Annotated in this window: 23 protein-coding genes and 1 tRNA gene; 11 read left to right on the plus strand and 13 right to left on the minus strand. The window is 70.2% G+C overall.

Annotated elements, in window-relative coordinates; all coding sequences use genetic code 11:
- Nucleotides 1–17: 17 nt before the first annotated feature.
- Nucleotides 18–875, plus strand: coding sequence for a rhomboid family intramembrane serine protease (locus BJ963_RS14725; protein ID WP_246298071.1), 858 nt, complete (start codon nucleotides 18–20; stop codon nucleotides 873–875).
- Nucleotides 876–1086: 211 nt separating this feature from the next.
- Here BJ963_RS14725 and BJ963_RS14730 read toward each other — a convergent pair whose 3' ends face one another.
- Complete coding sequence (locus tag BJ963_RS14730; RefSeq protein ID WP_018189048.1) at nucleotides 1087–1347, minus strand: cell division protein CrgA; 261 nt, start codon at nucleotides 1345–1347, stop codon at nucleotides 1087–1089.
- 108 nt (nucleotides 1348–1455) lie between these two features.
- Here BJ963_RS14730 and BJ963_RS14735 point away from each other — a divergent pair, with 108 nt between their 5' ends.
- The 3 genes from BJ963_RS14735 to BJ963_RS14745 are packed head-to-tail and all read left to right on the plus strand — an operon-like array spanning nucleotide 1456 to nucleotide 3013.
- Complete coding sequence (locus BJ963_RS14735) at nucleotides 1456–2217, plus strand: class E sortase (protein ID WP_343037293.1); 762 nt, start codon at nucleotides 1456–1458, stop codon at nucleotides 2215–2217.
- 2 nt (nucleotides 2218–2219) lie between these two features.
- Nucleotides 2220–2378, plus strand: a complete 159-nt coding sequence (locus tag BJ963_RS14740) for a hypothetical protein (protein WP_172824257.1) — start codon at nucleotides 2220–2222, stop codon at nucleotides 2376–2378.
- Nucleotides 2375–3013: a glutamine amidotransferase-related protein gene (locus BJ963_RS14745; protein WP_179457331.1), complete on the plus strand. Its 639-nt coding sequence runs from the start codon at nucleotides 2375–2377 to the stop codon at nucleotides 3011–3013. The genes BJ963_RS14740 and BJ963_RS14745 overlap by 4 nt, the downstream gene beginning before the upstream one ends.
- 25 nt (nucleotides 3014–3038) lie before the next feature.
- Here the strand turns inward: BJ963_RS14745 and pknB are convergent, their stop codons facing one another.
- The 7 genes from pknB to BJ963_RS14780 form a co-directional block, all read right to left on the minus strand.
- Nucleotides 3039–4733 carry a Stk1 family PASTA domain-containing Ser/Thr kinase gene (pknB, locus tag BJ963_RS14750; RefSeq protein ID WP_179457332.1) on the minus strand — a complete coding sequence of 565 codons (1695 nt, stop codon included), beginning with the start codon at nucleotides 4731–4733 and terminating at the stop codon, nucleotides 3039–3041.
- 78 nt (nucleotides 4734–4811) lie between these two features.
- The gene (locus BJ963_RS14755) at nucleotides 4812–6545 is read right to left on the minus strand and encodes a serine/threonine-protein kinase (protein ID WP_179457333.1); all 1734 of its coding nucleotides are present in this window, start codon (nucleotides 6543–6545) and stop codon (nucleotides 4812–4814) included.
- Complete coding sequence (locus BJ963_RS14760; protein ID WP_179457334.1) at nucleotides 6542–7996, minus strand: peptidoglycan D,D-transpeptidase FtsI family protein; 1455 nt, start codon at nucleotides 7994–7996, stop codon at nucleotides 6542–6544. Before BJ963_RS14760 ends, BJ963_RS14755 begins: the two co-directional genes overlap by 4 nt.
- Before the next feature lies 1 nt (nucleotide 7997).
- Nucleotides 7998–9407 (minus strand): FtsW/RodA/SpoVE family cell cycle protein, encoded by a 1410-nt coding sequence (locus BJ963_RS14765; RefSeq protein WP_179457335.1) that lies wholly within the window; start codon nucleotides 9405–9407, stop codon nucleotides 7998–8000.
- Nucleotides 9391–10641 (minus strand): Stp1/IreP family PP2C-type Ser/Thr phosphatase, encoded by a 1251-nt coding sequence (locus tag BJ963_RS14770; RefSeq protein ID WP_179457336.1) that lies wholly within the window; start codon nucleotides 10639–10641, stop codon nucleotides 9391–9393. The genes BJ963_RS14765 and BJ963_RS14770 overlap by 17 nt, the downstream gene beginning before the upstream one ends.
- Nucleotides 10642–10645: 4 nt before the next feature.
- Nucleotides 10646–11233 (minus strand): FHA domain-containing protein FhaB/FipA, encoded by a 588-nt coding sequence (locus tag BJ963_RS14775; RefSeq protein ID WP_179457337.1) that lies wholly within the window; start codon nucleotides 11231–11233, stop codon nucleotides 10646–10648.
- The gene (locus BJ963_RS14780; protein WP_089915958.1) at nucleotides 11230–11967 is read right to left on the minus strand and encodes an FHA domain-containing protein; all 738 of its coding nucleotides are present in this window, start codon (nucleotides 11965–11967) and stop codon (nucleotides 11230–11232) included. The genes BJ963_RS14775 and BJ963_RS14780 overlap by 4 nt, the downstream gene beginning before the upstream one ends.
- A 153-nt stretch (nucleotides 11968–12120) precedes the next feature.
- Here BJ963_RS14780 and BJ963_RS14785 point away from each other — a divergent pair.
- Nucleotides 12121–12204 (plus strand) — tRNA-Leu (locus BJ963_RS14785).
- A gap of 72 nt (nucleotides 12205–12276) precedes the next feature.
- Here the strand turns inward: BJ963_RS14785 and BJ963_RS19570 are convergent.
- Entirely contained in the window at nucleotides 12277–13545 is a 1269-nt protein-coding gene (locus BJ963_RS19570) for a TetR/AcrR family transcriptional regulator (RefSeq protein WP_179457338.1), read from the minus strand.
- A gap of 121 nt (nucleotides 13546–13666) precedes the next feature.
- Between BJ963_RS19570 and BJ963_RS14795 the strand changes: the two genes are divergently transcribed.
- Complete coding sequence (locus BJ963_RS14795; RefSeq protein ID WP_179457339.1) at nucleotides 13667–14971, plus strand: MFS transporter; 1305 nt, start codon at nucleotides 13667–13669, stop codon at nucleotides 14969–14971.
- On the plus strand, nucleotides 14968–16761 hold the full coding sequence (locus tag BJ963_RS14800) for a glycoside hydrolase family 3 protein (RefSeq protein WP_179457340.1): 1794 nt from the start codon (nucleotides 14968–14970) through the stop codon (nucleotides 16759–16761). The genes BJ963_RS14795 and BJ963_RS14800 overlap by 4 nt, the downstream gene beginning before the upstream one ends.
- Nucleotides 16762–16780: 19 nt before the next feature.
- Here BJ963_RS14800 and BJ963_RS14805 read toward each other — a convergent pair whose 3' ends face one another.
- Nucleotides 16781–17320, minus strand: a complete 540-nt coding sequence (locus BJ963_RS14805; protein WP_246298072.1) for a hypothetical protein — start codon at nucleotides 17318–17320, stop codon at nucleotides 16781–16783.
- 160 nt (nucleotides 17321–17480) lie between these two features.
- Here BJ963_RS14805 and BJ963_RS14810 point away from each other — a divergent pair, with 160 nt between their 5' ends.
- Nucleotides 17481–18089 carry an RNA polymerase sigma factor gene (locus tag BJ963_RS14810; RefSeq protein ID WP_179457341.1) on the plus strand — a complete coding sequence of 203 codons (609 nt, stop codon included), beginning with the start codon at nucleotides 17481–17483 and terminating at the stop codon, nucleotides 18087–18089.
- Nucleotides 18086–18592, plus strand: a complete 507-nt coding sequence (locus tag BJ963_RS14815) for a hypothetical protein (RefSeq protein WP_179457342.1) — start codon at nucleotides 18086–18088, stop codon at nucleotides 18590–18592. The genes BJ963_RS14810 and BJ963_RS14815 overlap by 4 nt, the downstream gene beginning before the upstream one ends.
- A gap of 132 nt (nucleotides 18593–18724) precedes the next feature.
- Here BJ963_RS14815 and BJ963_RS14820 read toward each other — a convergent pair whose 3' ends face one another.
- Nucleotides 18725–20149: a PucR family transcriptional regulator gene (locus BJ963_RS14820; protein WP_179457343.1), complete on the minus strand. Its 1425-nt coding sequence runs from the start codon at nucleotides 20147–20149 to the stop codon at nucleotides 18725–18727.
- 113 nt (nucleotides 20150–20262) lie between these two features.
- On the opposite strand from BJ963_RS14820, the gene BJ963_RS14825 reads away from it, so the two are divergent.
- Together BJ963_RS14825 and BJ963_RS14830 are read left to right on the plus strand one after the other, a co-directional pair.
- Nucleotides 20263–21360 (plus strand): alcohol dehydrogenase catalytic domain-containing protein, encoded by a 1098-nt coding sequence (locus BJ963_RS14825; protein WP_089915938.1) that lies wholly within the window; start codon nucleotides 20263–20265, stop codon nucleotides 21358–21360.
- A 31-nt stretch (nucleotides 21361–21391) separates the two neighbouring features.
- Nucleotides 21392–22825: an APC family permease gene (locus BJ963_RS14830; RefSeq protein ID WP_089915935.1), complete on the plus strand. Its 1434-nt coding sequence runs from the start codon at nucleotides 21392–21394 to the stop codon at nucleotides 22823–22825.
- A gap of 3 nt (nucleotides 22826–22828) precedes the next feature.
- Here the strand turns inward: BJ963_RS14830 and BJ963_RS14835 are convergent, their stop codons facing one another.
- The gene (locus tag BJ963_RS14835) at nucleotides 22829–24040 is read right to left on the minus strand and encodes an ATP-binding protein (RefSeq protein ID WP_179457344.1); all 1212 of its coding nucleotides are present in this window, start codon (nucleotides 24038–24040) and stop codon (nucleotides 22829–22831) included.
- On the minus strand, nucleotides 24037–24705 hold the full coding sequence (locus BJ963_RS14840; protein ID WP_231946938.1) for a response regulator transcription factor: 669 nt from the start codon (nucleotides 24703–24705) through the stop codon (nucleotides 24037–24039). Before BJ963_RS14840 ends, BJ963_RS14835 begins: the two co-directional genes overlap by 4 nt.
- Nucleotides 24706–24734 lie beyond the last annotated feature (29 nt).

The raw sequence follows: 24734 nt of genomic DNA on the forward strand, positions 1-24734 counted from the left end.
ACGGGCGAGCACGAAACATGACTCAGCCCGTCGACGCACGCGCGAACTTCTGTTACCGGCACCCCGACCGGCAGAGCTATGTGCTCTGCCAGCGCTGCGGCCGGACGATCTGCGGTGAATGCCAGACCCCGGCCGCGGTCGGGGTCGTCTGCCCGGAGTGCATGGCGCAGCAGCGTGCCACCCATCCGCGCACCAAGCCCGCGTGGGTGACCCGGCTCACCGGCTCCGGAGCTCCGGTCGTCACGTACGCGATCATCGCGGTCTGCGTGGTCGTCTTCATCGTCCAGACTCTGGGGTCGCTGCTCGGCCTGCCGGTGAATTCCGCACTGGTGTACGCCGGGGCGTACTCGTACCCGGGCGGCACATTCGGCGTCGGCTTCGAGCCGTGGCGGATGTTCACGAGCGTGTTCGCGCACGCCAACATCATCCACATCGCGCTGAACATGTACACGCTGTTCGTGTTCGGCATGGCCCTGGAGCCTCTGCTCGGCCGAGCGCGCTATCTCACGTTGTTCCTGATCAGCGGATTCGCCGGATCGCTGGGCGTACTGCTGCTGGCATCGCCGGTGCAGCCCGTCCTCGGCGCCTCCGGCGCCATCTTCGGCCTGTTCGGGGCCTTCTTCATCATCCAGCGCCGCCTGGGCGGCAGTGCGACGCAGATGCTCGTCCTGCTCGCGATCAACCTCGGCATCGGCTTCCTGCCCGGGTTCAACATCGCGTGGCAGGCCCACGTCGGTGGCCTGATCGGTGGCCTCCTGGTCGGGCTGATCTATGTGGAGACCCGGCAGCCGCAGCGTCGGCGCTGGCAGCTGCCCCTGCTGGTCCTGCTCTGCGTCATCTTCGTCGCGATCAGCCTCATCCACTTCTTCGTGTAATTCCCCACACGGCGTGGATAAGTTATCCACAGGCTTATTAACACTGTGGGGAATTACACGCCTGTAACTCTCCACAGGCTTATTAACACTGGGGAAATCCCGGCCGAACGAACGGCAACTGTTCACAGGGACCCTGTGGAGAACTGTGGAAAACACGAAGCCCGGGGCGGCTGACGCCGTCCCGGGCCCGGAAGACACGGAGAGTCGCGGGCTACCGCCAGCGCGTGGTCATCAGGAAGCCGATGAACGCGATGCCGAAGCCGACGAGGATGTTCCACGCGCCGAGCGCGGGGATCGGGTACTGATTCTGGCTGACGTAGAAGACGATGATCCAGATCAGGCCCAGCAGCATGAAGCCGAACATGACCGGCTTGAACCAGACGGGGTTCGGGGCCTCTTCGCCGGATGCCGCGGCGCTGCGCTCTGCGCGCACGGGGCGCTCGGTTCTGGTCTTGGACTTGCTGCGTGCCATAGCACCACAGTGTAGCGGGCAAGCTCCGGAGGACGCTGATGCCCCCGAACGGGGGAGGCCTGTGGACAACCACGAGGATTCCCAGCGACAGTCCCTAGAATCGGCGACGTGACCACCCCTCGCAGGCGCGCCGCTCGGCCGCACCGCCGACCCACCGTGCTCGGTGTCATCGGCGAGCTCCTGGTCACCGCCGGCGTGCTGGTCCTGCTCTTCCTCGGCTGGCAGGTCTGGTGGAACAACCTCGTTCTGGCCGGGCAGCAGACGAACGCGGCAGCCCAGCAGAGCCAGAAGTGGATCGACGACGCCCTCAAGGCGCCGAAGCCCGCCCCCGACACGTCCACTGCCCAAGTCGACCCGCCCGTGATGGCGAAGCCCGCTCCGTACCAGCCGTTCGCGGTCATGTACGTGCCCCGGCTCGGCGCCGACTGGAAGCGCACCATCCGGCAGACCGTCGACGTCGAGCGCGTCCTGAACAGCTACACGGCGGGCGTCGGCCACTACATCGACACGCAGCTTCCCGGCCAGGTCGGCAACTTCGCCGTGGCCGGTCACGATTCGGGGTGGGGCAACACCTTCATCGACCTCTCGAAGCTGCACATCGGCGACCGCATCTACGTGCAGACCGCCGACGGCTGGTACACCTACGTCTTCCGCAACTTCGAGTATGTCCAGCCATCGGCCGTGCAGGTGCTGCTGCCCGTTCCTCGGCAGCCGCAGGCCACCCCGACCGAACGACTGATGACCATCACGACCTGCAACCCCCCGTTCCACGCGGGGGAGCGGCTCATCGCGTACAACGTCTTCCAGTCGTACGCGCCGCCGCAGGACGTTCCGAGCGAGATCGCTGCCGCGGTCGGGCAGGGAGGCTGATCGTGTACGGAGCTCTGTGGCGCGTGCTGCCCGGTCCGGTGTGGCTGCGCATCCTCCTCTTGCTCGTCCTCGTGGCGGTGGTGCTGTTCGCCCTGGTGACCTGGGTGTTCCCCTGGGTGGATTCGCTCCTCGGGCCGCAGGAAGGTACCGTGGGCCCGTGACCCGCGTACTCGTCATCGACAACTACGACAGCTTCGTCTACACGCTGAACGGCTACCTGCGCGAGCTCGGGGCCGAGACCGACGTGGTGCGCAATGACGACATCGCCGTGGCCGACCTCCCGGCGAAGCTCGCCGAGTACGACGCGGTGCTCGTCTCACCCGGCCCGGGCAAGCCCGCCGACGCCGGCGTCTCGATCCCGGTCGTCCAGCAGGCGCTCCTCACCGGTCAGCCGCTGCTCGGCGTGTGCCTCGGGCACCAGGCCATCGCCGAGGCGTTCGGCGGCGTCGTCACCAACGCCGAAGAACTGATGCACGGCAAGACCTCGCAGGTCAGCCACGACGACAGCGACCTGTTCGACGGCGTCGCCCAGCCGTTCACGGCCACCCGGTACCACTCGCTCGCCGTCGTGGACGGGACGCTTCCCGACGACCTGCAGGTGACGGCGCGCACGGCGGGCGGTGTGATCATGGCGCTGCAGCATGTCGAGGCGCCGATCTACGGCGTCCAGTTCCACCCGGAGTCCGTGCTGACCGAGGGCGGTTACCGGATGCTCGGCAACTGGCTCGAGGTCGCCGGTCTCACGGGCGCCGCCGAGGCGTCCCGCGCGCTCAACCCGCTGGTGAAGCTGGGCTGATCCCCGGCCGGTCGACCGGGTCGGCTCAGCCCGAGCAGTAGGTCAGATCGACCGTCGACCCCTGCGGCACGTCGCCCGGTGAGACGGACTGCGTGTGGACCATGGTCGCGCCCTTGTCCTGGGGACACGTCGGGTCGGGCTTCGGATTCCCGGTCAAGCCGAGCTGGGACAGGATCCCCGTAGCCGCCTGGATGGTCTGGCCGGTCAAGTCGGTCAGGGTCACCTTGCCACTCGACACATGCAGGCCGATCGGATCGCCCTCGTGCGCCGAGGCGTTCGCGGCCGGATCGGTCGTGATCACCACGTTCGCCGGCACGTCGGGGGAGTTCTCCGACGTCTTCGGACCGACCGTCAGGCCGGCCTGTTGCAGGGCCTGGGTGGCGGCATCCACCGTCATGTTGTGGACATCCGGCACCGAGACCGTCTTCTTGCCGGTCGAGACGTAGAGCGTGATGGTGTCGCCGGTCGCGACGACGATGCCCGCACCCGGATCGGTGCGGATCACCTGGCCCTCGGCGTAGGTGGGGCTCGACTCCGTGGTCTGCACCCACTTGAGCTTCATCTCGTCGAGCTGCGAGGTGGCCTTGTCGAGGGTCTGCCCGGAGAGGTTCGGCACCTTGCGGGACGAGTCGGGCATGGTCGTGCTCGGGGCGAGCCTGAGCACCCAGGCGAGCACGGCGACGATGACCACCGCCATGATCGCGATTCCGGCCCAGATCCAGATCACGGGTGGACGACGCTGGGTGCGCGTCATCGTCTGGTCCTCGGCCAGCTGCCGGAAGGCGGCCTCCGGACCGGAGACAGAGCTGGGCGGTGCCCCGAACAGGGTTTCGGCGAGCTCGTCCTCGTGCTTGCGCTTCGGGATGCGCCCGGCGGCGGCCTCCTCGAGGTCGGCGCGGAACTCGGCGACCGTCTGGTAGCGCTCGAAGCGGTCCTTCGTCATCGCCCGGGCGACGACCACATCCATCGCCGGGGAGACCTTCGGGTTGATGGTGCTCGGCGGGACGGCGGTCTCGCTGACGTGCTGGTAGGCGATCGCCACCGGGGTGTCGCCGCGGAACGGCGGCCGGCCGGTGAGCATCTCGAAGAGCACGACGCCCGTCGAGTAGAGGTCTGTGCGCGCGTCGACCGACTCGCCTTTGGCCTGCTCCGGTGAGAAGTAGCTGGCGGTGCCCAGAACGGCGGTGGTCTGGGCCACGGTCGCGGAGGAGTCGCTGATGGCGCGGGCGATGCCGAAGTCCATCACCTTGACCTGGCCGGCCTTCGTGATCATCACGTTGCCCGGCTTGATGTCGCGGTGGACCACACCGGCACGGTGCGAGTACTCGAGCGCGGTGAGGATGCCCTCGGTGATGCGCACGGCCTCCGCGCGCTCCAGCGGGCCCTTCTTGATGAGGTCTTTGAGGAGGACGCCGTCGACGTACTCCATCACGATGAAGGGCAGCTGCGCCTCGTGGCCGTCCGGCTCGCGCACCGTCTCTTCGCCGGCGTCGAACACGCGCACGATGGTCGGGTGCGTCATGCGCGCGGCGGCCTGGGCCTCCTGCCGGAACCGCGTGCGGAACGCCGGGTCGGTGGCGAGGGACGGCTTGAGCAGCTTGATGGCCACCGTACGACCCAGCCGGGTGTCGGTTCCGCGATGGACGTCCGACATGCCGCCCCGGCCGATGAGTTCGCCCACCTGATATCGGCCTGCGAGCAGGCGGCTATCTGGGCTCAATGCGAACTCCTTCTCGGTGACGACTCCGGCTAGTGTAGCGGGGCGATTCTGGGGAACTCCCCGAGCGCTTCGAAGCGACTATTTGTTGCCGGTTCCTCCGGTTCCCCCGGTGGCGCCGCCGCCTCCGGTGCCGGACGTCGGCGGCGCGGAGACGACTTCGTACGAGGTCGCCGGCGACTGGCTCGACTCCACAGACTCTCCGCAGAAGATCGTGTACGTCAGCTGGTAGGTGGCCGCCGCGCTCGGCGACCAGACCATCTTGGTGTCGTTGACCGGCGTCTGCGGCTGTCCGTTGATGTAGAGGCGACGGCCGACGAGGTTCTGTCCGGCGGGGCAGGTGGCCGAGCCGAAGTTCACCGTGATCTGCGAGTTCGGGGTGCCCTGACCGGACGGCGGGGTGGCCGAGACGGTGTCCGTCGGCGTCGGGATGGGGGCGACCGGGCCGTACACCTTGACCGAGACCGTCGAGCCCTTGGGCACGGGGCCGGTCGGGTTGACCGAGTAGACCTTGTTGGCCTGGTCGTTGGTGGTCGCCGCGTTGCCCTGCGAGACGTCGGCGACCATCCCGAGCCCCTGCAGCTTGTCGCGTGCCTGGTCCGCGGTGAGACCCAGGAAGTCGCTCTCGGTGATCTGGACCGTGTTGCTGGTCGGCGTCGGAGTCGGCGTCGGGGTCGTCGGCTGGGTCTGCGTCGGGGTGTTCGACGGCGTGTTCGACGGAGCCGGCTTCGGGGCGACCACCAGTGTGATGATCGTGCCGATCAGCACGAGGGCGAGCAGTGCGATGAGGGCGATCAGCGGCCACGTCCACCGGCTGCGCTTGCGCTCCTCCACGGGGGCGGCGGGCTCCTCGTCCACGACCGGCGCGACGGCCGTCGCGGGGAGGACGGTGGTGGCCGCGGTCGGAGCGGCCGGCGGCTGCATGAGGACGGTCGACGCGTCGGCCAGGGCGGCACCGCCGAGGATGGCGGGCACCGACTGCGCCGCGGCGCGCACGTCCCCGCGGCGGAGCGCCTGCGCGGCCCGGGCCAGGTGGGCGGCGGAGGCGGGGCGGTCGGCCGGGTTCTTGGCGATGCAGGCGAAGACGAGGTTGCGCACCGGCTCGGCGACGGTCGCCGGAAGCTCCGGCGGCGCCTCGTTGATCTGCGCCATGGCGATCGCGACCTGCGACTCGCCCGTGAACGGCCGGCGGCCGGCCAGGCACTCGTAGGCGACGATGCCGAGGGAGTAGATGTCGGTCGTCGGGGAGGCCGGGTGACCGGACGCCTGCTCCGGCGAGAGGTACTGCACGGTGCCCATGACCTGGCCGGTGGCGGTGAGCGGCACCTGGTCGGCGATGCGCGCGATGCCGAAGTCGGTGATCTTGACGCGGCCATCGGGCGTGATCAGGAGGTTGCCCGGCTTGATGTCGCGGTGCACCAGGCCGGCGGCGTGGGCCGCGTGCAGCGCTGCCGCGGTCTGCGCGACGATGTCGAGCGTCCGGTCGGTGCTGAGGACGTGCTCCCGCTCCAGGATGCTCGAGAGCGCCTCGCCGGGGACGAGCTCCATCACGAGGAAGGCGCTGCCCTCCTCCTCGCCGTAGTCGTAGACGTTGGCGATGCCCTCGTGGTTGACGAGCGCGGCGTGGCGGGCCTCCGCGCGGAAGCGCTCGAGGAAGCCAGGGTCGCCGAGGTACTCGTCCTTCAGGATCTTGATGGCGACGGTCCGGCCGATGACGAGGTCGGTGGCCTGCCACACCTCGCCCATCCCGCCGATCGCGATCCGCGACTGCAGCTCGTAACGTCCCCCGAAGGTGAGCCCTGCTGTGGGTCTCATTTATTCAGCACCGCCTCTAGTACTTTCCTCGCGATCGGAGCGGCGATGGAGTTACCCGTGCCGCTCTGACCCTTTCCACCGCCATTTTCGACAACTACAGCCACAGCGAACTCCGGGTCGTTCGCCGGCGCGAATCCGGTGAACCAGAGCGAGTAGGGATCGTTGTCCCCGTTCTGTGCCGTACCCGTCTTACCGCCGACCTGAACCCCACCTATTCTTGCATTGCCCGCCACGCCGTGATCGACGCCGTCGACCATCATCTGCTTGATGGTGTCGGCGTTCTGCCGGCTCAGCGGACGCGAGAACTCCTTGGGCTGGAAGCTCTCCAGCGTCTGCAGATCCGGAGACCGGATGGAGTCGACCAGGTTCGGGGTCATGAGCGTGCCGCCGTTGGCGATCGCCGCGGAGACCATCGCCATCTGGAGCGGCGTCGCCCGGTCGTCCTTCTGCCCGAAGGAGCCCAGCGCGCGCTCGGCCGCGACGGGGTAGAGCGGGTACACGCTCTTTTCGACCGGGATGGGGATGTCGAACGACTGATTGAACCCGAACTTGTCCGCCTGGGCCTTGATGACCTCCGGCTTCAGCTGCATCCCGAGCTCGGCGAACGGGATGTTGCACGACAGGATCTGGGCCGTCGCGATCGACACGGTCGCGCCGGGGCCGCAGGTCGTCAGCGAGTCGTTCTTGACGATCGTGGGCGACTCGGGGAGCTGGAGGGAGGCCGGGTTGGGGAGCTGGCTGTCCTTCGTGTACTGACCGGTGCCGAAGGCGGAGGCGCTCATGACCGGCTTGAACGTCGACCCGGGCGGATTGAGGTCACCGCCGATGGTCCGGTTGATGAGCGGGTCGCCGGGAGCGGCGAGAAGCTGGTCGTAGGTCGACTGGACCGCTTCGCCGTCATGCGACGCGAGGGTGTTCGGATCGTAGGTGGGCTTGGAGACCATCGCCAGGATCTTGCCGGTCTTGGGCTGCAGCAGCACGACGGCGCCCTGGTAGTCGCCGAGCGCATCCCACGCCGCCTGCTGCGCGACGGGGTCGATCGTCGTCTCAACGGTCGCGCCCTGCGGGTTCTTCCCGGTCAGTATGGCGTTCACGCGCTCGAAGAACTGGGCGTTCGACGAGCCGCTCAACTTGGAGTCGAGGGCGCCCTCCAGGCCGGTCGGCTCGCCGTTGATCGGGAAGAAGCCGGTGACGGCGGAGTACAGCGGACCGTTGCTGTAGACGCGCTGCCACTTGTAGACGTCGTTCGACGGCACGGACTGCGCGATCGGCTGCCCGGCGACGAGGATGGCGCCGCGCTGCGCAGAGTAGCTGTCGTTCCTGGCGCGGGTGTTGCGCGCGTCGGCGCTCAGAGCATCCGTCTGGATCGCCTGGATGATCGAGGTCGACACCAGCAGCGCCAGGAACATCGCCAGCACGATCGTGCTGACGCGCTTGATCTCGCGATTCATCTCAGCTCACCACCAGCCGGGGTTGATTGCGGACGGTGTCGGACAGCCGCAGCAGCAGCGCCACGATGATCCAGTTGGCGACGAGGGACGAGCCGCCGGCCGCGAGGAAGGGGGTCGTGAGTCCCGTCAGCGGGATGACGCGGGTCACGCCGCCGATGACGATGAAGCATTGCAGCGCCACCGTGAACGACAGGCCGACGGCGAGCAGCTTGCCGAAGTCGTCCGCGCCGGCGAAGCCGATGCGGAGGCCGCGCGCCACGAAGACCAGGTAGAGCGCGAAGATCGCGAACAGACCGGCCAGACCGAGCTCCTCGCCCAGGCTGGCGATGATGTAGTCGCTCTGCGAGATGGGGGTGATCCACGGCTGGCCCTGCCCGAGACCGGTGCCGATGAGGCCGCCGTGCGCCAGGCCGAACAGACCCTGCACCAGCTGGTAGCTCCCGCCGAGCTCGGCGTCGTACCGGCCGGACGAGAACGGCGTCAGCCAGTTCGCGAACCGGTCGTGCACGTACGGCAGCACCTGGCTGGCGATGACGGCGCCGCCGACGACCAGCAGGAGGCCGAGGATGACCCAGCTGATGCGGGCCGTCGCCACGTACAGCATGACGAGGAACAGGCCGAAGATCAGGAGGCCAGTCCCGAGGTCGCGCTGGAAGACGATGACGGCCATCGACATGAGCCAGACGATGAGGATCGGGCCGAGGTCCCTGGCGCGCGGGAACCGCATCCCGAGGAACTTCTTGCCCACCATGGAGAGCGAGTCGCGGGCCTGGACCAGGTACCCGGCGAAGAAGATCGCGAGGCAGATCTTGGCGATCTCACCGGGCTGGAAGCTGAACGGGCCGATGCCGATCCACACCCGGGCGCCGTTGATCTCGCGCCCGATGCCCGGAAGCATCGGCAGCAGCAGGAGCACCAGCGCGGCGAATCCGAAGAGGTAGGTGTAGCGCTGCAGGATGCGGTGGTTGCGGAGGAGGATCACCACGAGGATCGCGCAGATGATCGCGATGGCGCTCCAGGCGATCTGCTTGACGCCCGCGCTGTCCCATCCGGCGTCCTTGTAGTGGATGTCGATGCGGTAGATCTCCGCGATGCCGATGCCCGTGAGGAGGGTCGCGATGGGGAGGAGGAACGGGTCGGCCTGCGGAGCGACGAACCGGAGCGCGATGTGCATGCCGAGCACGAGCGCGGAGAGCCCGGCGCCGAGGTAGACCAGCGTGAGGTCGACGTGCCCGAGCGCACCCAGCTGCACCAGCACGACGGCGGCCGCGTTGATGGCGCAGGCGATGAGGAGGAGGACCAGCTCGCGGTTGCGGAGCTTCGCGGGCAGGCGCAGCCGCTTCACCGGCCCGGTGGCGTTCCGGGTCGGGGTCGCCTGCTCGCGCGCGGCCGTATTACTCTCGGCCGGCATCGCTCAGCTGCTCCACGATCGTCTTGGCCGCCGGAAGGTCGTCGGCGTTGATGGTCTGCTCGACCTGCTGCTTGTCGTACGCGGGGAGGTCGTCCACCTTCACGTCGGACTCCTCGTACAGGTGCGACAGGCTGATCGGCCCGATGCCCTGCTGGACGCCCTGGTAGATCGCCACATGGCGGCTCGGCGACATTCCCACGTAGTAGCGGGACTGCGTCCACTCGTAGCCGAAGACGATGGCGAGGACGATGGCGACGACCAGCAGGATGAGGCCGATCATCCAGGTCAGTCTGCGGCGGCGGACGCGGCGCGCGTCCTCCTCGATGAGCTCGTCGAGGTAGTCCTCGGACTGCGGCTCGAAATGGGTGGGGCCGGTGGCGGGCCGGATGGGGTGCAGCCGCAGCCCGGGCAGGCGCGCCGCGCGGGTGGTCGGCTTCGGCTCGGAGCCGAACTGCAGCGGCGCCGCGGCGGATCCGACCGTGACCGGCTCCTTGAGCACCTCGCCTGGTGCAGTGTCTGCGATGTCGACGATGACCACCGTCACGTTGTCGGGGGCGCCGGCGTCCAGGCTGTGCTTGAGGAGGCGGTCGGCCACCTGCTTCGGGCCTTCTTTGGAGGCGAGGGCCGCCAGCATGTCGTCGTGCTTCACCACCCCGCTGAGGCCGTCGGAGCAGATCAGCCAGCGGTCGCCCGGGCGCGTGTCGAGCGTCCAGGTGTCGATCTCGGGGGATGCGTCCACGTCGCCGAGCACGCGCATCAGCACCGAGCGGCGAGGGTGGACCATCGCCTCCTCCTCCGTGATGCGGCCGCTGTCGACCAGGCGCTGCACGAACGTGTGGTCGGTGGTGACCTGCTTCAGCTCGCCGTCGCGGAACAGGTAGATGCGGGAGTCGCCGATGTGCGCGAACGCGATCTGGTCGCCGACGCGGACCATCGCGCTCACAGTGGTGCCCATCCCGGTCAGCTCGGGATGCTCGAACACGGTCTCGGCGAGGAGCGAGTTGGCGGCGATCAGCGCCGACTGCAGGGCGAACTCCGCCTCGGCCGGCGAGGCGTACTCGCGGTCGGCCTCGCGGATGCGCGTGACCGCGATGGCCGAGGCGACGTCGCCTCCGGCGTGACCGCCCATGCCGTCGGCGACGACGAACAGGTCCCGGCCGGCATAGCCCGAGTCCTGGTTGTTCGAGCGGATCTTCCCGACGTGGGAGAGGGCCGCCGCCTTGTTCGCCGCCACCCGTCTACCGCCGCAGCTCGAACGTGGTCGTGCCGATCTTGATCGGCGTGTCGAGCGGGACCTGGGTCGGGACGGTCACCCGGCGGCCGTCGAGGAACGTGCCGTTGGTGGAGTCGAGATCCTGGATCATCCACTCGTCGTTCCAGAGGAGCAGGCGGGCGTGGTGGGTGGAGGTGTAGTCGTCGCGGATGACGAGGTTCGACTCGCCGGAGCGGCCGATGGTGATGGGATCGCGGCCGAGCGGGAGCTCGGTGCCGGCGCGGGGTCCGGACGTGATGACGAGCCGGCGCGCGCTCTGCACGCTCGCGTTGGTGTGCCCGCCAGCGCGGTTGGCTCCGGACGGCAGCGACGACACGGGCGCGGACTTCATCACGGGCTCGGTGACGCCGGCGGCCGCGGCGGCCGGCGCGCTCGCCGCGGCTGCCGCGGGGAACGGGGATGCGGCCGCCGGCTGCGACGACTCCGGGAGCTTGCGGACCCGCTGGCCGAACATGTCGCTGCGCAGGGCGTAGACGATGCCGAAGACGAACAGCCAGAGAACCAGCAGGAAGCCGAACCGCAGCACCAGCAGGGTCAGCTCGCTGGGGTTCACGAGGGGCTCCAGAAGTTGCCAACATCGTGCCGCCGGGTGGTGTCGTCCGCACGGCCGCGGGCTGCGGGCGCCGCCTGGGGGAGCACGCGGAACACGATGCGGGTGCGGCCGAGGGTCACGACCGACTCCGGCTCCAGGATCGCCTTGCGGAGCGGCTCGCCGTTCAGCTTGGTGCCGTTGGTCGATCCGAGGTCCTCGACCTGCGCGCGGTGTCCGTCCCAGGTGATCATCACGTGACGGCGGGAGATTCCGGTGTCGTCGACGGTGATGTCGGCGTCCGCGCCGCGACCGACCACGGTGCGGGAGTGCGTGAGCGGGTAGTGCGTTCCGTTGATGTCGAGCACCGGGGTCCAGGCGACATCGCCCTTCACGTTCTCGGACTCGACCTGGAGCATCCCGACGGAGAGTTCTGGATCCTCGGCGAGGTCGATCGAGATGCCGCCGGCGAACGCGTAGTGCTGGCTCGCGGCGTGCTTCTGCACGAAGTCGATGAGCTCGTCGGTGAGGGCGGCGCCCATCGACCGCATCCGCGCGTAGTCGGCCGTCGACATCCGCAGGACGAAGCTGTTCGGGGCCAGCACGCGGTCGCGCGCGACCACGGCGGCCTTCGTGTCGAGTTCCTTGCGGAGCGCGCTGGTGAGCTCGACCGGCTGCAGCCCGGAGCGGAAGGTCTTCGCGAACGCGCCGTTGACGGCGCGCTCGAGCCCCCGCTCGAAGTTGTCCAGAATGCCCACAGTCTCCCGCTTCCGGCTCGATGACTACATGCATGTTAGTCGGAACCCTGGAAAAGGGACTGGCTATCCGGTGAAGATCCGCCCTGCGGAGGACGTGTGGAGCACGCGCGGATTCGTGAAGGATCGCGGCATCGTGTTAGAGTTCCTGGGTTCGCGCGAGTGGCGGAATTGGCAGACGCGCTGGCTTCAGGTGCCAGTGCCCGCAAGGGCGTGGGGGTTCAAGTCCCCCCTCGCGCACGGACGAGAAAGGGCCGGATCGAGACATCGATCCGGCCCTTTCCGCATCGCTGGAGGACTGCCGAGAACCCGTCAGGCTCGCCCGCCGGGAAGGATGTCCGCGAGGTGGGCGCGCAGCTGGGCGGCGACGTCGACGCTCGCGTGGTCGTAGAGCCACTGGTACTGCAGGCCGTCCCACAGGGCGAGCAGCCACAGTGCTTCGTGCTCGGGGTCGCGGTGCGGGGGGAGGGCGCCGTCCTTCGCGGCGGCGCGGAGCAGGGTGGCGAAGCCGTCGAGGGCGACGGTGAAGCGGTGCTCGAAGTAGGCGTGGGCGTCGTGGCTGCGCGGTGTCGCCTCGGACGAGATGACCGCGTAGAGCTCGATCAGTCCCGGCTGCTCGGCCTCGTTGGCGGCGGCGCCGTCGGCGAAGCTGCGGAGCACGTCGGCCGCCGAGGCGCCGGGGTCCGTCGTGCCGCGGTCGTCGATGCGGCGGTCCCGCTCGCGCATGACCTCGTGCAGCAGGGCGTCCTTCGACGGGAAGTGGTGGTACAGCGCCGACTTCGAGACGCCGACGCGTGTGGCGATGTCGAGGAGGCTGGTGTCGCCGTAGCCCTCGCGCGCGAACAGGGCCGTCGCCCCGTCGACGATCTTCGCGCGGCGCTCCCGCCCGGTCCGGTAGCCGGCCTCCGGGCCGGAGGGTTCCTCCGCGATCGGGGGCAGCTTCGGTGCGGGCGGCGACGGTTCCGGCGCCGGGGGCGTGCCGGGCGGGGCCCAGCCGCGTGGATGCGCGATCAGCTCCTGATAGCGCTCCAGGGTGGCGGCGACGTCGACGCGGTCGGGAAGGTACTGCCGCAGCATCCGCAGACCGTCCCAGGCGGCGGTCAGTCGCAGCGCCTCGTCGTCGGCGGCGCGGTCGGCGGAGACGAGCCCGCGCCGGGCTCCCGCGGCGATGGCGTCCGCTCGGCCGGACCGGAGCTCGGCGGCGCGCTCGCGCATCCATGCATGGAGGGGATGGGAGGCGGCGGAGGCCTCGCCCGTCAATGCAGCGAAGAGCGGCACGAAGCCAGGGACCGCCTCCTGCCGCCGGGCGGCCGCGGCGAACGGCAGCGCGTCGAGGGGTGTGCTCGTCGCGGCGGACGCGACGTCGAGCCGTCGCGCGACCTGGCCGAGCAGCTCCTCCTTTCCGGCGAAGTGCTTCAGCAGCGCGGGGTGGGTGATGCCGGCCTCGGCGGCGATGTCGCGCAGTGAGACGAACCGGTAGCCGTTGCGGCAGAACAGCTCGGTGGCGGCGTCGAGGATCGCCTGACGGGTCGCCGCGGCGCGGGCGAACCGGGACCCATCGATCACCGACGTCACGTGCACCTCCCCGACCTCATCATCGTAGCCAGGTTACCGTAGCGTCGGATTTCAGTTACCACATGGTCGCTTTTGTGTGTATGCTGGCCGCCATCGTCAAAGCCGACGGTACGAAAGGACTCGAGAAATGACAGAGCTGTCTCCCGCCGCGACAGCGGCGGCAACCGGGACCACCGGTATCAAGACGCCCGGCTCCACCCCGGCGCGCACACCCCGCGGCTACACGCCGGCGCTCTCGGCCGTGAACTTCGGCGTCCTCCTGGCGCTCCTCACCCCCGTGCTCGTGTCGATGGCCTTCAAGGTGCAGCACCTCAGCGCATCCACCGAGGAGGCGACGGCCCAGCTCGGACTCATCCTCGGCGTCGGCGCCCTGTTCGCCCTGGTGGCGAACCCCCTCGCGGGGCGGCTCTCCGACCGCACCACCTCCCGGTACGGGATGCGCCGCCCGTGGATCCTCGGCGGCAGCATCGTGGGTGTCGGCGCCTTCCTGCTGATCGGCGCGGCGAACTCCATCTGGGTCGTGCTCATCGGGTGGTGCCTCGTGCAGGCGTCGCTCAACGCCGTCCTGGCGGCCGCCAATGCGACCCTTCCCGACCAGGTGCCGACCGCCAGCCGCGGCAAGGTCTCCGGTCTGGTCGGCGTCACCACCCCTCTCGCGATCCTCGGCGGCAGCTTCCTGATCAACTTCATCGGCGACGACCTGCTGCGCTTCCTCATCCCCGGCCTCATCGCGCTCGTGCTCGCCGTGATCTTCGTGGCGGTTCTCAAGGACCGCCGCCTCGCCGAGAAGCCGAAGCAGCGCTTCACCGTCGGGCAGTTCTTCGGGTCGTTCGTCTTCAACCCGGTCAAGCACCGCGACTTCGGCTGGACGTGGCTGACCAAGTTCTTCGTCATGTTCGGCTACGCGGGCATCGCGACGTTCCTGCCGTTCTATCTGACCGAGAAGTTCCACCTCGACGAGCAGGGCGCCATCTCGACCATCCTGCTGGCGAACCTCGCATCCACCGTCGGCATGGTGATCTCCAGCCCTATCGGCGGCTACCTCTCGGACCGGCTCGGCAAGCGCCGCCCGTTCGTCGCGGCGGCGGGCGTCATCATGGTGGTCGGATTGGTGATCCTCGCCTTCGCACCGACCGTCGGGATCGTCATCCTGGCCCAGGCCGTGATCGGCCTGGGGGCCGGCTCGTTCTTCTCCGTCGACCTGGCCCTCGCCACCCAGGTGCTCCCGAGCCCGGATGACACGGCGAAGGACCTCGGTGTGCTGAACATCGCCAACGCCCTCCCGCAGTCGATCGCCCCCGCGATCGCGCCCGGGATCATCGCCCTCGGCTCCGCCACCGCGATCGGCGGCTACTCGGTGTGGTACCTCTTCGGCGCCGTCATCGCCCTGCTCGGCGCCGTGCTCGTCTACCGGATCAAGGGAGTGAAATGACCGACACCGTCACCGAAACCAGCGCCGCCGAGACCCCCGCGGGCCGGCCCTGGCTGGATGCGCAGCGTCCCGTCTCCGAGCGCGTGGAGCTGCTGCTCGCCGAGATGACCCTGGAAGAGAAGGCCGGGCTCTTCTTCCACACCATGATCGGGATGGGTCCGCTCGACGAGCCGAACCCGACGTTCTCCCTGCCCTCCGCGGTGGAGTACGTCGAGCGCAGGCACATGTCGCACTTCAACCTGCTGGGCGTCGCGCCGACGGGCCGGGAGATCGCGGAGTGGCACAACGCGCTGCAGCGTCTGGCCGCATCCACCCGGCTCGGCATCCCGGTGACCCTGTCGACGGACCCGCGGCACTCGTTCACCGACAACCCGGGGACAGCCATGCTCTCCGGACCATTCTCGCAGTGGCCAGAGCCGCTGGGGCTCGCGGCGATCCGCGACGAGGACACGGTCGAGCGGTTCGCGGACATCGCGCGACAGGAGTACCTGGCCGTCGGCCTCCGGGTGGCCCTGCACCCGCAGGTGGACCTCGCGACGGAACCGCGCTGGTCCCGCCAGGCCGCGACGTTCGGTGAGGACGCCGAGCTCACCGCGCGCCTGGGCTCCGCGTACGTCCGCGGCTTCCAGGGCAGCTCGTTCGGTGCGGGATCCGTGTCGACGATGACCAAGCACTTCCCCGGAGGCGGGCCGCAGAAGGACGGGGAGGACCCGCACTTCGCCCACGGGCGCGAGCAGGTGTACCCGGGCGACGCCTTCGAGCTGCACCTCCGGCCGTTCGAGGCGCTGATCGAGGCCGGCACCCGCCAGATCATGCCGTACTACGGGATGCCGGTCGGCACGGCCTACGAGGAGGTCGGATTCGGTTTCAACCGATCCGTCATCACCGGGCTGCTCCGCGAGCGCCTCGGATTCGACGGACTCGTGTGCACCGACTGGGGGCTGATCACCGATGCCGAGATCTTCGGCCAGCCCTTCCCCGCGCGGGCCTGGGGAGTCGAGCACCTGACCCCGCGTGAGCGGATGAAGAAGATCCTCGACGCCGGCGCCGACCAGTTCGGCGGAGAGGCCTGCCCCGAGCTCCTGATCGAGCTGGTCGAGTCCGGCGATGTCCCGGAGTCGCGGATCGACGAGTCGGCGCGGCGCATCCTGCGCGAGAAGTTCGACCTGGGGCTGTTCGAGTCGAGCCTCGTCGACCCGGAGGCCGCCGACGCGATCGTCGGACGGGACGCCTTCCGTGCCGAGGGCGAGAGGGCGCAGCGCGCCTCCATCACCCTGCTGGTCAACGGTCGTGACGGCGAGCCGCTGCTCCCACTGCGCGGCCGTCCGCGTCTCTACGTGGAGGGCATCGATCCCGAACGCGTCGCGGCCTACGGCGACGTGGTCGCGACCCCCGACCAGGCGGATGCGATCGTCGTGCGCCTGCAGGCGCCGTTCGAGGAGCGACCGACGGTGTTCGAGAGCCTCTTCCACTCGGGCTCGCTGGAGTTCCCCGCCGAAGTCGTCGATCACGTGCGGGAGCTCGCCGGGCACGCGCCCACCATCGTGGACGTCTACGCCGACCGGCCCGCGATCCTCGAGCCGCTCGTCGGGTCGGCCACCGCGCTGACGGTCAACTGGGGCGCGAGCGCCGAGGCGCTGCTCGACGTGCTCACCGGACGGTTCTCCCCGCAGGGGTCGCTGCCGTTCGACCTCCCGCGGTCGATGCCCGCCGTGGAGGAGTCGCGCCCCGACGTGCCGTTCGACACGGCCGATCCGCTGTTCCGGTTCGGCGACGGGCTGCGCTACTGACGGGCGGGGTTCCCGGAGGTCACCGGAGGGTCACCGAGTTGGCCTGGTCGTTCATACTGCCCAGCGACGACGCGTTGACGGCGTAGCCGTACGACGCTCCGGTGTATCCCGTCCCCTGCCACAGCTTGGTGCTGCACCCCGAGAAGCTCTTGAACGAGCTCACGCGGCCCGACCATCCCACGGAGCCCAGTGGGCCGAAGTACCAGGTGGTGCTTCCGTTGCACGCACTCGAGTTGGTGATCTGGAAGAACGATCCGCCGTAGCCGGCGTCGTCGTAGAGCTGGCTCTGCACGAAGGTGGCGCGGACGCCCGCGGGCAGGAGCCGGTCCGCGGGCGCAGCGCCGGCCACCGCGTCCGGCTGGGCCGGAGGGGTGACGACCAGCAGGTGGGTCTGCTCCAGCACGGCCCGGTTCAGGTCCTCGCCGGGATCGACGCACACCAGGGTGCGGGTGCCCAGATCGTAGGAGCACGACTGCGCGGCCGGCTCGGCGGCGGACGCGGGCCCGGCGGTGGCCGACATCCCCACCAGGAGCGCGGTCAGGGCCACGGCCGACGCCATCGATCGACGCGCCGGAACAGACGATCCCCTCATCGATTCCCCCCTCGAGTGATCAGCACCCGGACCCCTGCCGGGCACGGCCATTCTGCCCCACCGATGTCGCGGCGACCGAATTCCGGATTCGCTGAGAGGATTCGGCGGGAGGACACATTTCCTGGGTATGAGCGAGTTGGCCGAGCCGCAGCGTGCGGCGGATGCGGGGGAGGAGTCCGTTCCGACGGACCTCGACCTGCTCCGCCGGCTCGCCGACGGCAGCAAGGCCGCGCTCGCTGCCCTCTACGACCGGTACAGCCGTGTCGTCTACGCCTACACCGCCGCCCGCCTCGAACCCCGCGAGGATGTGGAGGAGATCAGCCAGGACGTCTTCGTCACCCTGTGGCGGAAGCGGGCGACGATCACCATCGCCGGCGAGTCGGCGCTTCCCTGGCTGCTCGTCACCAGCCGCAACCTGATCGCCAACCGCCGACGCTCTCTCCAGGTGGTGGAGAAGCGCCGCAGCGACAGCCCCGTCGACGGTTCGCTCGCCGACGTCCGCCCGGGGCCGGAGGAGCTCGCCGAACGCGGCCAGCTCCTCGCCTACGTCGATTCCGTGGTCGCCGCGCTCACCGAGCCCGACCGCACCGTGTTCGAGCTGTGCATCCGCGGCGATCACAGCTATGAGGAGGCTGCCCGCCAGGTGGGCCTGAGCGAGGGAGCCGTCCGCAACCGCCTCTCGCGGCTCCGCGGCCGCCTCCGGAACGAACTCCGCACCCTCAGGGGGATGCCATGACCGCTCACGAGCTCCTGCCCACCGACGAGCGGTTCGAGCAGATCAAGGCGAATCTGTTCGAGACCATCGCCGTCGACGACCGCCGCCGGACCCGGACGCACCGCATCATCGCCATCGGAGTGGCGGGGGCCATCGTCGCCGGAACGACCGCCGGGGCGATCGCCATCGCCCGCGCAGCCCAGGGTCAGGTCAACAACGTCACCGACTGCTACGCGGCCGCCGACCTCGGGTCCCGCCACGGCACGACCGTGATGGCGACGGCGGACCTCGACGAGAAGACGCCGAACGCCCTCGACCAGCGCATCCGCCTCGCAGAGGAGATGTGCGCGGCCACCTGGCGGATCGGCACGTTCTCACCGGAAGGGTCCTCCAGCACGGCGGACCTCCCGGTGCCCCACCTGGAGACCTGCCAGCTGCCCGACGGGCGACTGGCCGTGTTCCCCTCCGACCAGGCCCTCAGCGAGCTCTGCTCGCGGCTGGGCCTCACGATCCCGCACGAGTGATGAGAAGGGGTACTCCACGACGTGCGGGATAAGGGACGGTGCCCGCCGCATCCGACGCCTGGGGGTAGGCGGCGGCGGGCACCTTCCGACCTCACCTCGCGGCGACGCGCGACCGCGACCCGTGAGGGCGACTCACGCGTGCAGGGCGCGGAGGGCCAGCCACGCCGCCGTGCGGTCGTCCGCGTCGGCGAGCGAGAGCCCGAGCAGGGCCTCGATGCGATGGATGCGTGCCGTCAGGGTCTGCCGGTGCACCCCGAGGCGCTCCGCGGTCGCGCCCCACGCGCCGTTCTCGGCGAGGAAGACCCGCAGGGTCTCGGTCAGCTGTCCGTGGCGACCCGCGGCATCCCGTAACGGGTCGAGCAGCCGCGCGATGCGCCGGGCGTCGTCGTCGTCGAGCCGGTCGAGGACGAGGGAGATGGTCGGGATGGCGCGGTAGCGCACGACGCGCCGCCCTTCGGCCCGCGCCGACTCGACCGCGTGCCGGGCTTCGGCGGCACTGCCGGCGAGAGCATCGGTCGGAGCCGGCGTTCCGACACCGAGGAACATCGCCGACGAGTACGCCTCCACCCGGGCGGCCACCGCATCCACATGGTCGTCGCGGAGGAACCCGGTCACCACGCCGTGGCTCTCGGTGTGGATGTGGGCGGCGCCCAGCTCGTCGAGCCAGTGCGATACCAGCCGCTCCACCTCGACGGAGGCCGACCGCGCGGTGAGCGCGAACGCGGTGAGCGAGCTCTCGTGCACGCCCCACTGGCGCAGCAGGGAGACGGCGGCGGGCCCGCCGGCGAGCAGCGCGTCGATCATGACCGCTCGCCCCAGGCGTTCGGTGCGCGTCGGATCGTCGGTCCGGAGCACCAGGTCGAGCAGCGCGGCCGCCTGCGATCCCAGCTCGCGGGCGCGGCTCGACGACTCCGTCCGCGGGCTGACGACCAGGCGGGCCGAGAGGTCTTCGCCGGAACCGACGGTGTGCACCTGCAGCGCCCGATGCCGCACGCGCACCGGCCGGGAGAGCGCGACGGCCATCGCATCCTGCACGTGCAGACCGCCTGCTCCCGCGCTCGTGATGACCTGACCGTGCCGGTCGAGGAGCACCGCCCAGCCGTCGATGCGATGGGCGAGCTCGGCGACGACGCCGGAGACGCCTCCGCGCCGCGCGGCCAGGGTCAGCACCTTCATGGCGCTCGTGACCGCCCGGTCCTCGGCGGCCTGGTCGACGGCCAGCAGCGCGGTGAGGGTGGGGACGAGCAGCGCGTCGGAGGCGGCCGTCGCCACGATCGCCGTCGTGCCCGTCCGGGCAAGGGCGCGGAGGAGGGCCGGGTCGGCGCCGTGACTCACGAGGACGGCGCTGCGGAGGGCCTCGGCGCGCTCGTCGCCCGCGGTGAGGGCCGCCGCCGCCGCGCGGGCCGGAGCCACGACGAGCGTGGCGAACGCGGGATGGCCGACCACCGAGAAGTCGTCGAGCCCGACCACCGCATCCACCCGCGTCCCCGCGTCGAGGCGCCCCTCGATCAACCGGCCCGGGAGGGAGCGGGCGACGGAGGCGATGTCGCGGCTCATGGCCTCAGTGTACGGAATGTCGAAGCAGCGCCGCGGTTCCACACTTTCTGTGGATGACACCGGCAGCCGGCGGTTCCTAGCATCGAGCGAGACCCGCACACGAAGGAGTACCCATGCAGGCCGTCGTCTTCACGGAACCGTCCGAGCCCATCCAGTTCACCGAGGTGGAGCTGGCGGCGCCCGGCCCGGGGGAGGTGCGCGTGCGCATCGCCGCGGCCGGCGTGTGCCACTCGGACCTGCACGTGAAGCGCGGTGAATGGGATGCCCCGGCGCCGCTGGTGATGGGCCACGAGGGCTCCGGTGTCGTCACCGAGCTCGGCGACGGCGTCACCTCCCTCGCCGTCGGCGACCACGTCGTCCTCAGCTGGGTGCCGCCGTGCGGCGACTGCCGGTACTGCCGTTCCGGCCACGAGGCGCGCTGCCAGAAGGTGGCGACCATCGTCGCCCCGAAGGGCGTGCTGTTCGACGGCACCTCGCGGCTGTCCCGCGACGGCGAGACCATCCACCACTACCTCGGCGTCTCCTCGTTCGCCGAGGAGGTGGTCGTGCCGGCGTCCGGAGCCGTCAAAGTGCGCGACGACGCTCCGCTCGACGTCATCGCGGTCGTCGGCTGCGCGGTCGCGACCGGTGTCGGCGCCGTGCTGAACACGGCAGCGGTCGAGCCGGGCTCGACGGTCGCGGTGATCGGCTGCGGCGGGGTCGGCCTCAACGTCGTCCAGGGCGCGCGCCTCGCCGGAGCCGAGCGGATCGTCGCGATCGACGTCCTTCCCGACAAGACCCAGATGGCCCTCCAGTTCGGCGCGACCGACCGCATCGACGCCTCCCGCGCCGACGCCGTCGAGCAGCTCTTCGAGCTCATCCCCGACGGCGTCGACTACGCGTTCGACGCGATCGGCCGCACCTCCACGACCGAGCAGGCCATCCGCATGCTGGGCCTCGGCGGCGCCGCGGTGATCGTCGGCCTGCCGCCAACGGGCGCGAAGGCGTCGTTCGAGCCGCTGGTGCTGGCGGAGGCCGACCAGCGCATCCTCGGCTCCAACTACGGCTCCGTGCGCCCGTCCATCGACATCCCCGCCCTGGTCGACCGCTACATGGACGGCCAGCTGCTGCTCGACCCGCTGATCTCGGGCAGGCGTCCCCTCGCCGAGGCGGCGGAGGCCTTCGACGACCTCGAAGCCGGCTCCGTGCTCCGCACCCTCCTCATCCCCTAGCCCCCGAACCCCGACGACTCACTGGAGAGCCATGTCAACCACTGAAACCCGGGCGAGCAGCCCGACCGACGCCGGACTCCGTCGCGGCGTGATGAGCGGCCCCGAGCTGGCCGCCCAGGCGATCGCGAACATCGCTCCGAGCGCCGTCATCGCGTTCACGGCGATGTCGATCTTCGTCGGCGCCGGCAACGGGACGATCTACTCGTTCGTCCTCGCCACCATCGTCATCCTCTGCGTCGGCTACTGCGTCGTCGTGTTCGCCCGCAAGCACGCCTCGGCGGGGTCGCTGTACACGTACGTGGCGAAGGGTCTCGGGCCGACCGGCGCCTACCTCGCCGGTGTGACGCTCGTCATCGGCTGCTGGGGAATCGCCGCCGGCTCGCTCGGCGGCGCGGTCTCGTACTTCAACCAGTTCCTGGTGCTGCTCGGCGTACCGGCGGGCGGCGTCGGCTGGTACATCGGCCTCGCCGTCGTCCTGGGCGGCCTGGCGACGCTGTTCACCATCCGCGGCATCCGGCTGTCGGCCCGGGTCTCGCTGGTGCTGGAGCTGATCTCGGTGACGATCATCACCATCCTGCTCATCGCCGCCCTGGTCTGGGCCGGCCCGGCCGCGTGGGACCCGGCGCAGGTGTTCGCCACCGGCGCGCCGTTCCAGGGCATCGCCGCCGGCATGGTGCTCGGCATCCTCGGCTTCGTCGGATTCTCGTCGGCGGACGCCCTGGGCCGCGAGGCGAAGAACCCGTACACCGCCATCCCGCGCGCCATCATGTGGAGCGCCGTCGTGGTCGGCGTCCTCTACGTCTTCGCCGCGTACACGCAGATCGCGGTGCTCCACGGCGACCTCGCGACCAGCGCCAGCCCGCTGGAGGACATCGCGAAGCTGATCGGGATGCCGGCCTGGTTCGGCCCGATCCTCACCTTCGGTGTCGGGGCGTCGTTCTTCGCCGTCGTCGTCGCGCCGCTCAACGTCGTCGGCCGCGTCATCTATGTGATGGGCAAGGAGGGCGTCGTGCCGGAGCGGTTCGGCCGGACGCACGAGCGCCACCTGACCCCGCACCGGGTGCTGCTGGTCGCCGGTCCCGCGGCCATCGTCCTCGACGTGATCCTGCTGGCCGTCGGCGCGAACCCGATGGACATCGTGGTCTGGGTCGACACGTACGGCACCTACGGCTACATGGTCGCGTACGCGCTCGTCGCCATCGCGTGCATCGCCTACACGCGCCGCGCGGGCATCCCGAACACGCTGGTCTGGGTGTGCGCGGTGGTCGCGGTCGCGGCGATGGCCTACGTGTTCTTCGCGAACGTGTGGCCGGTGCCCGCGTTCCCGCTCAACGTCATCCCGTACCTGTTCCTGCTGACGCTGGTCGGCGCCGTCGCCTGGTTCGTGTACCTGCGCAAGCGCCGTCCGCAGGTGATCCAGAACATCGGCAACACCGAGACGGACGCGCTGGAGGGCGTGGGCTGAGGCTCAGCGCCGACGCGGGAGGCGCACGGTGACGATCGCGCCTCCCGCGTCGCGGTTGGCGGCGCCGACCGTTCCGTGGTGGCGGCTCACCACCTCCGCGACGAGGGCGAGGCCGAGGCCGTAGTGACGGGCCCTGTCGGCGCCGGCCTGCGCATCCCGTGCCGTGGCGAAGCGCTCGAAGGCACGATCCTCGACGCCGGAGGAGAATCCGGGCCCGTCGTCCTCCACGGTCAGGATGACGTGGTCGCGCGCGGCGGACACGGTCAGCCGGACGTCGCCGGCGGCATGGTCCAGCGCGTTGTCGACGAGGGCGACGATCATCCGCCGCAGTGAGACCGGCGCCCCGGTGACCACGGCATCCGGGTCGCTCCGCACGGCGATCGAGATCCCGCGCTCCGCCGCGCGGCCCTCCGCCGACCGCGCGACCGTCGCGGCCAGCTCGCCGAGGTCGACGCCCTCGCTCTCCGCCGTCTGTCGCGGGTCGGCCACGGCCAGGAGGTCCTGCACGATCTCGGTCAGCGCCCGGCTGTCGTCGACGATCTCATCGAGCCCGGAACGCAGCTCGTCGTCCGTCCCGGACGGCTGCGCCACCACATGGCGCCGGAGGAGTTGGGCGCGCGTGCTGAGCAGGGTCAGCGGCGTGCGGAGCTCGTGGCCCGCGTCCGCGACGAACCGGCGCTGCAGGGCGAGAGCGTCCGCCAGGGGCCGGATCGACCGCCGGGCGAGCACGAGGCCGACGCCTCCGGCGGCGAGGGCGGCGATCGCCCCGGTGACGACCAGTGCGATCACCAGGCGGTTCAGCTCCTCCTGCTGCTCGCCGAGCCCGTACGCGACCTGGACGACCTTGCCGTCGCGCGCATCCGTCACCGTCAGGTAGCGCTCGCCGTCGTCCTCCACGGAGCCCGACACCGGCGTTCCTGTGCGCATGACCTGGTCGATCGCGTGCTCGTCGGGGAGTCCGTCCGGCATGTCGGGTGAGCTCTGGCGGCCCTGCGGCGTGACGACGGTGACGAGAATGTCGCGCGGAGCGTCGTGCACCGAGTCGACCATCGACGCGTCGGCGAGCGCCCGCCGCGCGGCCTCGGCCTGACCGGCGGCGACGACGCTGTAAATGACGATGCCGAGGGCGACGAACAGGCCGACGATGATCAGCGCGAACTGCGCCGCGAGCTTGAGGGAGGCGGACCGGAGCTCGCGGTCGTCGGTGACGCTCACGGGAGCGACCCCATCCGGTAGCCGATCCCGCGCACGGTCTCGACGAGCGATCGCCCGAACTTGCGGCGCAGATGGTGGACGTACGTGTCGACCACTCCGGGGTCGTCGGCTGCGGCGAACACCTCGTCCAGCAGCAGAGCGCGCGAGAACACCTGCCCTGGCCGCCGGGCGAGCAGCTCCAGCAGGTCGGACTCCCGCTCGGAGAGCACTGTGCGCGAGCCGTCATCGAGCGTGACCGTACGGCTTCCGGTGTCGAGCCGGCCCCCGGGGAAGCGGACCATCGGGACGATCGCGGCCGCCCGGCGGGTGAGCGAGCGCACCCGGGCGACCAGCTCATCGATGTCGAACGGCTTCGCCAGGTAGTCCTCGGCGCCCGCGTTCAGCCCGTCGACGCGGTCGGGGGCGGTGCCGAGCGCCGAGAGCACCAGGATGGGCGTCGTCACCCCGTCATCGCGCAGACGCCGGAGCACATCCAGCCCGTCGACCGCGGGGAGCCCGCGGTCGAGCACGATCGCGTCGAACCCGCCGGTGAGGCCGAGGTGGAGCGCTCGCTGGCCGTCGCGGGCGAGCTCGACGTCGAAGCCCTCCGAGCCGAGGAGCGCGTCGAGCATGCTCGCGAGGCGGCTGTCGTCCTCGGCGACCAGCACACGCGGCTTTCCGCTCACATCCGCAGTATAGGAGCAGGACGCGCCCT

The organism is Leifsonia soli (assembly GCF_013408745.1).
In the GTDB taxonomy this organism is placed as follows: Bacteria; Actinomycetota; Actinomycetes; order Actinomycetales; family Microbacteriaceae; genus Leifsonia; species Leifsonia soli.

Bases quoted from the DNA above. Each gene is read 5' to 3' on its own strand.
- BJ963_RS14725 (WP_246298071.1), top strand. From the start codon at position 18: ATGACTCAGCCCGTCGACGCACGCGCGAACTTCTGTTACCGGCACCCC.
- BJ963_RS14765 (WP_179457335.1), bottom strand. From the start codon at position 9,407: ATGCCGGCCGAGAGTAATACGGCCGCGCGCGAGCAGGCGACCCCGACC.
- BJ963_RS14815 (WP_179457342.1), top strand. From the start codon at position 18,086: ATGACCGCTCACGAGCTCCTGCCCACCGACGAGCGGTTCGAGCAGATC.
- BJ963_RS14795 (WP_179457339.1), top strand. From the start codon at position 13,667: ATGACAGAGCTGTCTCCCGCCGCGACAGCGGCGGCAACCGGGACCACC.
- BJ963_RS14830 (WP_089915935.1), top strand. From the start codon at position 21,392: ATGTCAACCACTGAAACCCGGGCGAGCAGCCCGACCGACGCCGGACTC.
- BJ963_RS14760 (WP_179457334.1), bottom strand. From the start codon at position 7,996: ATGAATCGCGAGATCAAGCGCGTCAGCACGATCGTGCTGGCGATGTTC.
- BJ963_RS14755 (WP_179457333.1), bottom strand. From the start codon at position 6,545: ATGAGACCCACAGCAGGGCTCACCTTCGGGGGACGTTACGAGCTGCAG.
- BJ963_RS14730 (WP_018189048.1), bottom strand. From the start codon at position 1,347: ATGGCACGCAGCAAGTCCAAGACCAGAACCGAGCGCCCCGTGCGCGCA.
- BJ963_RS14800 (WP_179457340.1), top strand. From the start codon at position 14,968: ATGACCGACACCGTCACCGAAACCAGCGCCGCCGAGACCCCCGCGGGC.
- BJ963_RS14820 (WP_179457343.1), bottom strand. From the start codon at position 20,149: ATGAGCCGCGACATCGCCTCCGTCGCCCGCTCCCTCCCGGGCCGGTTG.
- BJ963_RS14810 (WP_179457341.1), top strand. From the start codon at position 17,481: ATGAGCGAGTTGGCCGAGCCGCAGCGTGCGGCGGATGCGGGGGAGGAG.
- BJ963_RS14805 (WP_246298072.1), bottom strand. From the start codon at position 17,320: ATGGCGTCGGCCGTGGCCCTGACCGCGCTCCTGGTGGGGATGTCGGCC.
- BJ963_RS14825 (WP_089915938.1), top strand. From the start codon at position 20,263: ATGCAGGCCGTCGTCTTCACGGAACCGTCCGAGCCCATCCAGTTCACC.